This is a genomic window from Sphingobacterium sp. UBA1498 (assembly GCF_002325125.1).
Lineage (GTDB): Bacteria > Bacteroidota > Bacteroidia > Sphingobacteriales > Sphingobacteriaceae > Sphingobacterium.
In genome coordinates, this window is sequence record NZ_DCRG01000040.1 from 16,211 (window position 1) to 29,226 (window position 13,016).

Below are 13,016 nucleotides of genomic sequence, written 5' to 3' on the forward strand. Positions count from 1 at the left end.
AAAATAAGTATGACCATTAATGAAATACAGGATGAATTGATCGAGGATTTCGCTTTTTTCACAGATTGGATGGAAAAATATGAGTATATCATCCAGCTTGGAAAAGAAGTGCCTCTAATTGATGAACGATACAAAACAGATGAATATATTATCAAAGGATGTCAATCCAAAGTATGGCTTTTTCCAGAAATAAGAGATGGAAAGGTATACTTTAAAGCGGATAGCGATGCTATTATCACCAAAGGGCTGGTGAGTTTAATGGTCAAAGTGCTATCTGGACATACTGCTAAAGAAATCGTTGATGCTGATTTATATTTTGTTGACCAAATAGGATTGAAAGAACATTTGTCACCCACAAGAGCAAACGGCTTGTTATCCATGATCAAGCAAATGAAATTATACGCATTGGCTTTACAGGCAAAAGCATAGAAAGGGGAGAGTAATCCCAGTCATGGTCGGAATAAATTCCGGCCATTTTTTATCGTTTAAAATCTCTTATTGTTGTACCAAACCAATCGTTGTATACTAATAAATTTTCCCAATAACAGACCACTACTCTTTCGGATATTCACTTTAAGCTTACAATCTCCTCACGCTGTATAAGAAAAGTTTGCGTTCGATATGCGAAGAAATACTCTTCTGAAAACTTAAAGTTTTGTATGGAAACAATATACTAAATAATTGGCACCTCCGCCGATTCTATAGCCTGCTGAGGTAAATTTAAGCTTATCTAATACTATGGAGCTGGCTGCCGATCGATCCTTCTAAGTTCTAAAACATGCTAACATGGCTTCTTAAATCAATAGGGGGCATGCTTCCTAGACGGAATCCTCAACAATTTATTTGATCCAATGGAATGATTGTAAGAAGTTAAGATAATTAATCGAATTTACATATCCTTATACCAGCTTATACCTAGCCACAATTTTAAATCAATTTTTAGACAGTATTTGCCCATTGATTGCTCAGTCTTTACTGAGCGATCAGTGAGTACTGAACGAGCACTGAACAATCAACGTCGAAAACCCAAAACTGATCCCCATTTGATTATAGTTTGTTAGAACTAAGAATTAAAGAAGAAAAGCGAGCGAGCTACACTTACGAAAAAAAATCGATGTTTTCGCTAGTATACCGTTGGGATAAAGATGGAATTGGGAACGCGTATGAATATAGAGGGTACTGTCTCGCGACTTTTAGCATGTTCCTTATTTAGGGGGGAGTACCTTTTAAACCAAAAAAGCTAATCAAACGATTAGCTTTTTTCTAGTGAACCCGCTGGTACAGAACTCGAACTCTTTTTTGGAAGATTTAAGACGGTTGAATCAATTAAAAGACAGTCCATATCAAAACGATTTCAGTCCTGAAAAACCGAAAGCCAAAAGATTGAAATTCTAAATATGAAGTTGCTATAAAATACTTTCACGCAACAAATATCCATGTACTGAACCCCGTTCTATCATGAAATCAAGAATTGGAATGACCTTGTTTTTCAATCTTATTTCTTTTTTGATTTCTTGTCTATTGTTAAAAATGAATTTCCTTAAATACGTTTCTAAATAGTACAACGTATTTGATTCAAAATCACCAAGCTGGAGTAGCCTATTATTTGACACAATAGTATATACCCAATCAATCCCCTCATTTTTAAAGTTAGACCCAACGGTGTTCAATACTCTTGTAACAGAATATAATACCGCAGGGATATGACCCATCTCCTTGGAAGCGTTGATATAAAGAGATAAATTCTCTCTGCTTAAGCTATGCCATTCTTCAATTCTATCTTTCCAAAACTGCCATGCTAATAAATAGTTTATTATGACTTGTTTTAAATATGGACTTCTTGGATAATCACACAGTTCCTTAATCTTTGGAAATAGTTTATTCCAAATATGCCAAAATTGCTCACGGTTCATTAGACTATCCTCGGCAGTGATGATTTCTCCAATAAATAAGGAAGTTTCTTCTGTCGGAGATACAAAGTCCAAAAATGGAGTAAGGTATTTATCAATCTCACTTACTTCTCTTTGAAGAATAAAATTCGCATATCTTTTGAAAATATCTAAACGCACTTTAAAAATATCATGGTCGTCTCCAAATTTTTCTTCATACACTCTCCTGTCTATCAACAGCCGTGAAGCCAATATGGTTAACGTTTGTATGACAATATCTAAATGAATATAATCCTTTGTGTCAGAAGGAATTAATTGGTAAACGATTCCTAAACCATGAACATCAAGTAATTCAATGTCTTTTATATCAAATGAGTTTTCCTCAAAATTGAAATCAGGAATCGCCTTATCGAGTTCTTCTAATATTGAACTTTTTGGAATCCGTCTCCAATATCTTTGCTCTTTCCTTTTTTCGTCTATAATCTTTTTATAAATCGGTTTGAGTTTTATATAGCCAAATAATATAGATTGAGCAACTTTTTGATTTTGCTCCCACAGTTTTGACTTGTGAATTGACTCAATTACGTAATCACATATTCTTTTGTAAGCACCAAGAGGTGTTTCATCGAAAAGAGCCAAGACCATTATTGAAACAAAATTTTCAATATCTTCAGGATATTCATTTATTAATATCGGAACAGCATGAAAAGATGCTTCAACACCATCACTTATTTGATAGTCGTATTCCTCGCTAAAAAGGCGTGACAGAGTTGAAGTAATTATTTCTTTGCAAAAATCTATGTCTTCTTTTTGTAACTTGTCTTTATACTCGATAAGCAACTTTGAACAAGTGAATGGAGGAATGCTATGGTCACGTACTCTTGCAGTATGCCCAGACTTAATTTCTTCGACCAACTGTTTCGTTTCAGATAAAGCAATCAATGGATTACTACTGTATTCTTCGTGTTTTGCAATCTTGCCTTGGGATTCCCTACCTATTAAAAAATCCGACCATGTTTTTAATGCGGAATATTTGAAAAAATCATCAAATCCCGAGCGAGCTTGTTCACTTACATTTTTGAGTTCATCGGGAAATACTTTAGGGCTAAACTCTACAAGAAATTTGTTGTCTTCTGCTTCAGATATTTTAGGAGTTAGATTTCTTCTATCCATTCTTAACAACAGGACTTCAGATGACTTCTTAGACAAATCATTTGATTTATGGCGGTCAATTATATCATATAATTTCTCAATAAATTCAGTGTTTTGTTCTTCAGTAAATCCATTGACACCGAAAAATTGGTAATTTAAAAACACAGATTCTAAATTAGAAGCTCTATGCTCATCCTTACATGTTTTTAGTCTTTCGTCTGTATACAAGGCATCTTTTAACTTGTCCATTCCATATCCTATCCCATATGTAGATTGAGCGTGGAACTCACTCGTACTCCTAACTGTGTCGATATGGAACAATTCAATCGTTTTAAATAATACCAATGCTACATTATAAAGCTTATCGCGATTTGCAAGTATGACACTACAAACAATTGAAGTAAGAGAAGCTGATTTCGACTCTCTTAGGATTTTTAAAAGAACATGTTCAAATATTTCAGGTTTGGTTGCAGGAGCGTACTCTAAAAGAGTTTTTTCTAATGCCATATGAATTGATTGCAGTAGATATGGAACGACTGGACTACCATTGCCACGATACATCCCCCAAAGAGACCAACTCAAATATTGTGTTACTTCTATTTCATCTATATATAATGTGATTTCTTCAACGTCCTCCTTGCCATAATCACTCTGACTATATGTCTGAACAGCTCTATTCGTAAAATTTATAATAAAATCGAGTGTTGGATAAAAAGCGACTTGCAAAAGCCATTTTATAGGTGTTTGATTTGCACTTGCAGGAAAATAATTAAATTTAAATTCATCAACCAACCCATATTTACTCTCCATACTATCCCTATCATAACTCCAATCATTACTTTTTCTTGCAGGTTTCTGCCAAAATAAATCACATAATTGAATGACTTCCAATGGGAGTGATTTTATTAAATCTATCGCTATATAAGGTTTCTCTAATATTTTTGTACATAAACCATGGTAAGGCTTTCTGTGATTAGTCCACTTGTTTTCTATTACCTTGTGGAAGATGTTTTTTAATTCGGTTTGTATTTCATTGGCGGAATTGAAAACCACTTTCAGAATTTTTTCTTCTGTATCCTTGTGCATGTAGAAGCTATCTTCTGTTTCGGTTTTTTGTATTATACTCAAAGCTAATAAACCAGAGTATCTTGTAGTTTTACCTGTTTTAATAGATTTGCACCAGTCACTTAGAACAGGTAAAACTAAGTTTAGATTGCTGTCAAAAAAAACAGATTTGTATTTATAGACCAGAGAAATTACTTCTTCCCATCCTTTTCCTTTGGGGTCAATTATATCGATACTCTCAAACGAAGAAATATCCGTGCAAGCAATTCGCAACAGGAATAGAATTCGTTTCAATATTGCAAAATCATTTTCGATGATTTCATTCTCAAAGAGGTTGAAAAACGTTCCTGAATAATCAGACAGTAAAACCGATATTAAAATCTCATCTTTCCAAAACTGAGAAATTTCATCGCTTTTAAATGCTCCTTGAATAAAAGACTCTATATCACCACTACCGTTAGACAAGTGTTCTGATACCCATAACCTAAAAGCTCTCCGTATAGGAAGCGAATCACCTAATTCATCAAAAAATTGCTTTGTATTTGAGTAATTAGAAAAACACCGGGATACTATTTTGGCTAACGCCCATTCCTCGTATATATCATGTGTAATAAAGTATCCACTATGGACTTCGTCATATCCCAATATCTCATCTTGCTTCAATTGAAATAATGCTGACTGTGGTAAATTTTCAGCATTTATATAGAATCTTCCCGTATCACATCTTTGCTTGGCAATATTAATAATACACCGCTCTCTTTCGAGATGCAAATTATCTTTTTGAACAATATTATTCTGTATTCGTTTTTTCCACAGCAAATCAATAAAGCCGTTAAAACTACCTTGTTTATCAATATTGGTATATTGCTGAATATATTCATTTAGATAGAACAGATTTGTAAGCCTTTCTGAAAACTTCTGATTATCAGGCAATGAAAATTCAAATTTTTCGGATAAAGCTGTTAGTTCATCGATACTAATCAGAGAAATATCATTTACTTCGAAGGACAGCTGATAGTTCTCTCTGATATGGAAAGTCAAATCATTGAGATATGCATAGCGTGTTGTAAATATGACGCTCCAGTCATTCTCTTTTAATTGTTCAATTAAATTTCTAAGAATATCATTATTCGTTATCTCTGCCAGCTTTTCTGCTGAATCGATTACAAATATTTTGATGGGTTCATCTTTGTAAACTTCAAGAAACTCATTCAATTTGAACTGATTGTCAAATCGAAATATATCGTTAATATGTGCAACATTCAATTCGTTTGCTTTAAAAATGCAAATTGGAATTTTGTTGCTATTCAAAGCATAAAACTCCTTTAATATTGCGGTCTTGCCACAGCCTCCCTCTCCCGAAATGATTATGTTCTTCTTATTTTGACAAGCATCTGTAATACTTGCTATTAGCAAATTTCGGTCAATTTTAATCTGCTTGTCACCAAAAGGTATTTCGGTCTGTATTGCTTTTAAAATATTCAGGTTGTGTTTGCTAACTTCATCAAGTAAGTCTACACCACTTGGTTCAAGACTGAAAAAGATGTCGTGCAAGTATTTATTTTCAGGCAAAGCTAATTGTAACTCAAAGTGACTCTGAACTCTCCATTGGATATTAACACCAACCGATTTAGCGGATTTTTCGATTTCTTCCTGATATTGAGGTTTTTTCTTATCTTTCTTTGAGCTTTCTGACAGCTCTTGGTTAACGTAAAGTAGTAGTTCGTTTAGTTGGCTATTCTTTGATTTCGCTTTTTTTATTGAATCAATAATATCTTCTTTGTTCTCGGAGATTGAAGTTGTATAATATTTAGCTTGAAAACCATAAAATGCTCCCTCTTTTTCAATTGGCTCTGTTTCAATTCCTGTTTGGTTTTTATAGCGAAACAACCCAATTCTATTGCCAAATTCAACGCAGAAAAGTAAGTAGGACAATTGCTCAAATGCCCATGTTTCCCTGTTATCATATTTTAAATTAAAAACTTTCCAATTCATATCTTACGCTATTTTCAATCCATAATAGGTATGTTAAATACTTTGTGACAATTTACGAATTTTAAGCGTGATAAATATTTACAAAGTAACACAGTGAGTTGTAGTAGGTATCTTTTGTGTTCTTGACAATAAATCTTCCCTGACTTCGTCCTGTCTCATGAAAAAGGTTCGATACTAATCGTAAAATTTGCAAAGGCATATTGGCTTCATTTTAAACCTTTAGTATTATGAGACACCTATTACACAAAATCGTCTCCGACATACAGAAACAGGAACGTAAATTGTCGGCGGAGACTTCGAGTTTTATGGACGAGGCATACAGGATGACAATCTATCTGAAATCACTTCTTGGAGACATCAAAGAAGATATAATAAACGAGGGCTTCAAAACATTAGAAGACGAAATCCTTTTCTTTAAGCAGATAAAGCCGACCGTTCTTGGCAAACTCATCTATTACAACAAAGTGTTCAGAATAGAAACTGCATGCCCTGCGAGCAACGGAAATATGTATGAGAGCTATTTCGCCATGCACCTGAGAGAACTCAAAAAAGAATATACAGAGCATGTCTGCAATTCCGACTTCTACCGCTACTACCGTTCCGGCAGAACCGACAGGGATGAACAATACTTTACACTTGGCAAAATCAATTGCTATGATGGGCTGAACAGTTATGTATTTGAAATCGACCCTCAATTTTCGACCTACTTTGATTATAAGGTGGCGAAAATCATCGCCAACGAATTAGTCTATAATTACCTAACGACAAAGCTAAGCCCCGAACAAAATCCCGATGTACTATTGCAACACGAGGAAACAAAGGACTTCTTTTGGACACAGACAAAAAATGCCCTTATCGAATTGATTTATGCACTCTATGCCTACGATGCCATTTCGCACGGGAAAATAGGCATCCGCAAAATAAGCATGGTGTTTCAAATCCTGTTCCGTATATCGCTGAACGACATCCATAACAGCTTCCACCGAATGAAAACCCGTGCAGGCTCACGGACATTGTTTTTAGACCAACTCAAATACAGTTTAGAGGAATATATGGACAGGGAAGACAACCTGTAGTCTTTATCTTCCAAATTTGACAACAAACTTTGGTTTTAATAAACGAAATAAAGATTTTATTCCTATTTACGTTGTTGCATGTTGAAAACTGTACCAGCAGGGTCTTGAATCCAGTGCATATTTTCCGGCAACTCTTCCAATTCATCACATGTTTCGACACCGTTGGACAATAAATAATCTGTCGCCTCAGCCACATTTGGAACGGTGAGTTGTAACCAAGTTTCCGAATGGGTATAGTTATCGACGCAGTCCAGCCAAATCACATTATTTCCGAATTTTACTTCGTGTGTTCTGGAGACGGTTGGATTGTCGATGGGCTTTTCCGAAACTTCAAATTTCAGTATATCCCTGTAGAAAGAAACTGTTTTTTCGTATTTACCTTTAGGTATCTTAATAGCGATGTTAATTCCTGCTTCAAATTTCTGATTCATATAGCCTCTGTTTTTTTACATAAATGATGGCCGTAGCCGTTCACGTTTTATACTACAAATATAACTACCCAATGCCTTAAGGCTACTTATCATAAGGCAAGAAAGTTTAATAAACCAATACTTTACACATGTTTGCCTATATGTGTCTATCGGCAAATCCATTGATTTGGATGCCGACCAGTTAACCAAAAGTGCGGAAAGACCCCAAAAACAGCACTTTATATGAATTGTAAAAAAATGAAAAAAGTGCCTTTTTGATAGACACGTATCGGAAGACAGCCTCCGCCAATCGCTCCAATTTTGTGGTGTTAGAAATCATTAAAAGTATTTGTTATGAACATCGACAGAATGGAATTTATCGCATGGATGGAACGCATCATGGAGCGTTTCGATATTTTAAAAGAGTACGTCCTAAACATCAAGAAAGAACGGCACAGCATAGATGGCGAGGAATTACTGGACAACCAAGACCTGCTCCTCATGCTGAAAATCAGCCACCGCTCTTTGCAACGATACCGCTCCACGGGCAAATTACCGTATTACACCATCAGCGGAAAGTTGTACTACAAACTATCGGATGTACACCAGTTCATTAGGGAAAGTTTCAAAGCCCCCATACGGCGTACAAAAGAAAATCCCGGACAAACACCGCCGTCCAAGGACGGATAAACAGATTGGAGAGTCATAAGGAGTACTTTCGGACAATGTAAACTTTAAAAAATCAATGTCATGAGCAAACAGACAAATGAAAATTCACAGCAATATCCTGAACAGCTTTCGGATGTGCTGTTGGTGATGGACAAGGAGAAAAAGAAAATCCAAGCCGTCACGGGTGTTGACGAAAACGGCAATCTGAAAACCGTTGATGCCACCAAGAAAAACCAAAGCCAATTTATGCGAGTTGACAGAACCGGAGATTTGTTTACAAATTTCTTCTCCAACTTTTGGCGACAGCTTAAAGACCCGACCCATTTCTCATTTTTCAAAGTACCTGCAAATGAAGCGGTGGAAACCGCAAAAGAAATGCAGAAACAGGTCGATATCCCCACCAAAGAGGGCGAGGCTGTTATGGCAAAGCACGAGGTCAAAGAACCAAAGGAGCAACAACAGGAAACCAAAAAGGATGTGGAAACACCACAAACGGCACAGGCAACACCGGAAACGCAGGAAAAAAATGAATACCGTTTTAAGGCAGAAGATGTAGACTGGAAAACTTTAGAGCAACTTGGTGTGAAAAGGGAAACGCTCGAAAAAATGGGGGCAATGGACACCTTGCTAAAGGGTTACAAAACCAATTTCGTAATGCCTGTAAGTGTCAATTTAGATACGGTAATTCTCCGTTCGGATGCAAGGCTCGGTCTTCAAAGCGGTGCGAATGGAAAGGCGGTATTTATGATGTACGGTGTACGCCATGAGCCGAACCTCAAAACCCCTTTCTTTGGTCACGAATTTACCAAAGAAGACAGAGAGAACCTGCTCAAAACCGGAAATATGGGGCGTGTGGTGGAACTGACCAACCGCAAGACAGGTGAAAAAATACCGTCCGTTATCAGTATCGACCACCTAACGAATGAGGTTATCGCATTCCGGCAGGACAGGATAAAAGTACCCGATGAGATTAAGGGCGTAAAGCTGACCGAAGACCAAAAACAGGATTATAAAAATGGTAAAGCCATTTATTTAGAGGGATTGGACTTTAAAAACAGTACGAACAAAAATGCCTATCTACAGTTCAATGCCGACAAAAAATATCCAGAGTACCTTTTTGGAGATAAAGCACCCAAACAGGCACAGGAAAACGACCCGAAGATGTTCCGCAACAAAGTATTTTCGGATGAACAGCACAAGCAACTCACTGAGGGCAAGACGATTTACGTTTCAGATTTCAAGGACGGAAAAGGACAGCCGTACAAAGGGTATGTTGCGCTGAACAAAGAAACAGGGAAATATGATTTCAGCTTTAGAAACCCCAATGCACTGAAAAACAAGGCACAGCCTGCCGAGGCTCACAAAACACAGGTTGCCGTCAACTCTGAGGGAAAGACCAACGAGGCGACAAAGAACATCCGAGAGTCTTTGAAACCGGAACAACAAAAGCCGAAAAATACGAGGCAACAGCAACGGCAGAATGAGCCTAACGCTCAGGCTAAATCCAAAGGAGTGAGAAGATAATACCATCAAAAAACATTTTTCTTTGGAAATCCCCTCTCAAAAGAGATGGAGGGGTTTCTCAAAGAGAAATGTCCAACACTTAATCCATCAGTATTATGAAAGCAATCATTGCAGAAAAGCCAAGTGTGGCGAGGGAAATAGCTACCCTTTTGGGAGCGACCGAAAAACGGGATGGCTACCTCGCAGGGATCGGCTATGAAATTACGTGGGCATTGGGGCATTTAGTCGGACTGGCGATGCCCGAAGATTACGGGGTATCAGGCTTCCAACGTGAAGCCCTGCCCATCTTGCCCGACCCTTTTATACTTACGGTACGAAAGATAAAAAAGGACAAAATCTATGTTCCCGATAGCGGAGCATTGAAACAGTTGAAAATCATCGAACAGGTCATCGGTAGATGCGATAGTATTATCGTGGCCACCGATGCCGGACGTGAGGGGGAGCTCATTTTTAGGTACATCTATGAATACCTGAAATGCCGGAAACCCTTTGAACGTCTATGGATAAGCTCGCTGACGGAAAAAGCGATTAAACAGGGCTTTGACAGCTTAAAAGCCGGAAGCGATTTTGACGGACTGTACAGAGCCGGACAAGGGCGAAGTAGAGCCGATTGGCTTGTGGGTATCAACGCCTCACAGGCATTGAGTATTTCGGCAGGGCGTGGCGTGTACTCTCTTGGTAGAGTACAAACGCCAACGCTTGCCCTTATCTGCAAGCGGTATTTGGAAAATAGGGATTTTGCCGTCAAAAAATACTTTCAAATCCAGTTGGAACACCGCAAAGAGTTTACAGACTTTAAGAGCCTTTCCAAGACCAAATGGAATGACAGAAAACTCGCAGACGATACGCTGAAATCCATTCAACGTAACCGAACAGCGACCGTTACGACAGTGGATACTAAAACAGTTTCGGAGCAACCGCCTTTGCTGTTCGACCTAACAGGATTGCAGAAAGAAGCGAATAAAAGGGCTTTCTATACTGCCGAGGAAACATTGAAGATTACCCAAAGCCTATACGAAAAGAAGTTTATCACCTATCCCCGTACAGGGAGCAAACACATCCCCGAAGATATGTGGTCGGAAATCCCTGCACTGGTAAGGAATTTAGAAGCGAAAGCTTCCTGCAAAAAAGCGGTCGGAAAAGTAAAATGGGGTCGTTTCAACAAACGCATCGTGAACGATATAAAAGTAACAGACCACCACGGTCTGCTGATTACCGAAAAAATCCCGTCCAAATTGTCCGCACACGAAAACGTCATATATGATATGATTGCGCACCGCCTACTGGAAACCCTTTCACCTGCCTGTACCAAAGAAATAACGGACATCGGATTACAGGCTTTACACTATGATTTCACATTGAAAGGCTGTAAAATCCTTGAAGCCGGCTGGCGTGGCATCAAGGAAAAATTTATAGATGAAGACAGCGAGCCTGTGCAGGAACTGCCGGAATTAAAGGTCGGCGATGAGCTGAAAATCAAAGAGGCATCCGTACTGGAAAAGAAAACCAAACCGCCTGTGCTTTACACCGAGGCAGGTCTGTTGTCCGCAATGGAAAATGCCGGAAAAGAGATTGACAACGAGGAAGAACGGAAAGCCCTAAAAGACATCGGCATCGGTACACCTGCCACAAGAGCCTCTATTATAGAAACGCTTTTTAAGAGGGATTACATTAGGCGTGAAAAGAAATCCCTTATCCCTACCGATAAGGGATTGCAGGTTTACGGGGCTGTAAAGGATAAAAGTATTGCCGATGTAGCCATGACCGCCGAATGGGAAATGGCATTGCAGAAAATCGAAAACAACGAGGCAGATGCAGATGTTTTTCACCGTGAAATGAAAGCCTATGCCACTTCCATTACACGGGAACTTTTGGACACAAGCATTGCCAAAGAAAAGCAACCCGAACTGACCTGCCCTAAATGCAAAAGCCGTCAGCTATTGATTTGGAACAAGGTTGTCAAATGCCCCGATGAAGCTTGCAACTGGCTTCAATTCCGAAATGTGTGCGGAGTGCCGTTGAGCCTTGCCGATATAGAAAGTCTTGTGACCAAAGGAAAGACCAACCTTATCAAAGGCATGAAAAGCAAATCGGGCAATAAATTCAATGCCTATATCATCATGGACGATAAAGGCAATACCTCTTTTGAGTTTGACAACAGGAAACCAAAAAGGAAATAAAATGACTTTCTGAACGGCATATAGCGTGAGGGATAGAAGCGACATCCTTTTGCGGTCCTCGCAGATCCCCAAAAGATATAGCGGATAGCCCGACCCGTCTACATTTTTCCGTTAGCCTGGTGCATAGTTGCAAAATGCAGGCGGTGGCACGCCCAAATCCTACTTTTCGTCCTGTTCGTCCATTCTCCGTATAAGCTCCTCCCGAAGCGCATCGAGAAATTTAGTCCGGTTCATCTTTCGGGTTCTCAACTCCAAATAGGTCTGATAAAAATTACCTAAATCCACATTAAACGTACTTTCAAAATACTTGGCTATTAATCTAATATCCGCATTCCCATTATCGAAAACAGCTTGATAATGCAACGCATAAATCAGTTCTATCAATGAAGCCTTACTACCTGTCCAATTCAACTTTGGCAGGTCTGTTAATCGGTCTTCCTGCTCCATATTCTTATATAGTTGGTCTTCGATATAGACCTGTATCAAATCGTTCGCCATTATCTTGGCAACTTTATAATCATGCGATGTGGAAAAGGACTGGTCAGACTGAAAATAGTAGGTATCTAAACATAGCTTAATATCATGCTTGCCCCGTACAAAGAACTTCTCGTCAAGAAAGGAATTATTATTGCGATAATATTTATAAAATTCAAGGTTGTTATCAAAGAACCTTTTGAGCTTTTTCAGTTCTTTGTTAAGATATTTCTTAATGGGCTTTGTACCATACGGTTTCTTTGTCTCGATTTTGTAAATGGCGTTGTAGTAAATGAGTTTTGACAGGATTACGGGTTTCTGATATTTAAAAAATCTGATTTCTTCTTCTATGTTCTTAAACCCTCTTTTTAGGACAAATTCTTTTACTTCGGACAGGTATTCGAGAATGAGGTGTATAACAGCCTCCATCCGCTGTATGGAGCAATCGGTTTCAATCTCCATATCATTGATTGCTGTTTCCAGTTTGAACAGTGTTTCATTGTAAAATTTTTCCATTCAACTATTTTCAAAGGCAGATAAACAATGGTAATAGTATGGGCTATTACCATTGTGAACTTGTAA

At 38.1% G+C, this 13,016-nt stretch carries 8 protein-coding genes; 5 read left to right on the top strand and 3 right to left on the bottom strand.

The window, feature by feature from the left end:
- Nucleotides 1-9 precede the first annotated feature (9 nt).
- Nucleotides 10-429, top strand: a complete 420-nt coding sequence (locus tag B3139_RS20840) for a SufE family protein (protein ID WP_293885511.1) — start codon at nucleotides 10-12, stop codon at nucleotides 427-429.
- A gap of 977 nt (nucleotides 430-1,406) precedes the next feature.
- On the opposite strand, the gene avs4 is transcribed toward B3139_RS20840, so the two are convergent.
- Nucleotides 1,407-6,101, bottom strand: coding sequence for an AVAST type 4 anti-phage nuclease Avs4 (avs4, locus tag B3139_RS20845; RefSeq protein ID WP_293885513.1), 4,695 nt, complete (start codon nucleotides 6,099-6,101; stop codon nucleotides 1,407-1,409).
- Nucleotides 6,102-6,328: 227 nt separating this feature from the next.
- On the opposite strand from avs4, the gene B3139_RS20850 reads away from it, so the two are divergent.
- A complete protein-coding gene (locus B3139_RS20850) occupies nucleotides 6,329-7,177 on the top strand; it encodes an RteC domain-containing protein (RefSeq protein WP_293885515.1) in 849 nt (282 codons plus the stop codon).
- Between the two features lie 62 nt (nucleotides 7,178-7,239).
- Here B3139_RS20850 and B3139_RS20855 read toward each other — a convergent pair whose 3' ends face one another.
- Nucleotides 7,240-7,608, bottom strand: a complete 369-nt coding sequence (locus B3139_RS20855; RefSeq protein WP_227695603.1) for a VOC family protein — start codon at nucleotides 7,606-7,608, stop codon at nucleotides 7,240-7,242.
- A 333-nt stretch (nucleotides 7,609-7,941) separates the two neighbouring features.
- Between B3139_RS20855 and B3139_RS20860 the strand changes: the two genes are divergently transcribed.
- The 3 genes from B3139_RS20860 (at nucleotide 7,942) to B3139_RS20870 (ending at nucleotide 11,960) form a co-directional block, all read left to right on the top strand.
- Entirely contained in the window at nucleotides 7,942-8,277 is a 336-nt protein-coding gene (locus B3139_RS20860; protein WP_293885519.1) for a helix-turn-helix domain-containing protein, read from the top strand.
- A 60-nt stretch (nucleotides 8,278-8,337) separates the two neighbouring features.
- Complete coding sequence (locus B3139_RS20865) at nucleotides 8,338-9,780, top strand: DUF3945 domain-containing protein (protein ID WP_293885521.1); 1,443 nt, start codon at nucleotides 8,338-8,340, stop codon at nucleotides 9,778-9,780.
- Nucleotides 9,781-9,875: 95 nt separating this feature from the next.
- Nucleotides 9,876-11,960: a type IA DNA topoisomerase gene (locus B3139_RS20870; protein WP_293885523.1), complete on the top strand. Its 2,085-nt coding sequence runs from the start codon at nucleotides 9,876-9,878 to the stop codon at nucleotides 11,958-11,960.
- A 159-nt stretch (nucleotides 11,961-12,119) separates the two neighbouring features.
- Here the strand turns inward: B3139_RS20870 and B3139_RS20875 are convergent, their stop codons facing one another.
- Nucleotides 12,120-12,950 carry an RteC domain-containing protein gene (locus tag B3139_RS20875; protein WP_293885525.1) on the bottom strand — a complete coding sequence of 277 codons (831 nt, stop codon included), beginning with the start codon at nucleotides 12,948-12,950 and terminating at the stop codon, nucleotides 12,120-12,122.
- Between the last annotated feature and the right edge of the window lie 66 nt (nucleotides 12,951-13,016).

What these genes read in the sequence shown, in the direction of transcription:
- B3139_RS20840 (WP_293885511.1), top strand. Translation starts at nt 10, where the DNA reads ATGACCATTAATGAAATACAGGATGAATTGATCGAGGATTTCGCTTTT.
- avs4 (WP_293885513.1), bottom strand. Translation starts at nt 6,101, where the DNA reads ATGAATTGGAAAGTTTTTAATTTAAAATATGATAACAGGGAAACATGG.
- B3139_RS20850 (WP_293885515.1), top strand. Translation starts at nt 6,329, where the DNA reads ATGAGACACCTATTACACAAAATCGTCTCCGACATACAGAAACAGGAA.
- B3139_RS20855 (WP_227695603.1), bottom strand. Translation starts at nt 7,608, where the DNA reads ATGAATCAGAAATTTGAAGCAGGAATTAACATCGCTATTAAGATACCT.
- B3139_RS20860 (WP_293885519.1), top strand. Translation starts at nt 7,942, where the DNA reads ATGAACATCGACAGAATGGAATTTATCGCATGGATGGAACGCATCATG.
- B3139_RS20865 (WP_293885521.1), top strand. Translation starts at nt 8,338, where the DNA reads ATGAGCAAACAGACAAATGAAAATTCACAGCAATATCCTGAACAGCTT.
- B3139_RS20870 (WP_293885523.1), top strand. Translation starts at nt 9,876, where the DNA reads ATGAAAGCAATCATTGCAGAAAAGCCAAGTGTGGCGAGGGAAATAGCT.
- B3139_RS20875 (WP_293885525.1), bottom strand. Translation starts at nt 12,950, where the DNA reads ATGGAAAAATTTTACAATGAAACACTGTTCAAACTGGAAACAGCAATC.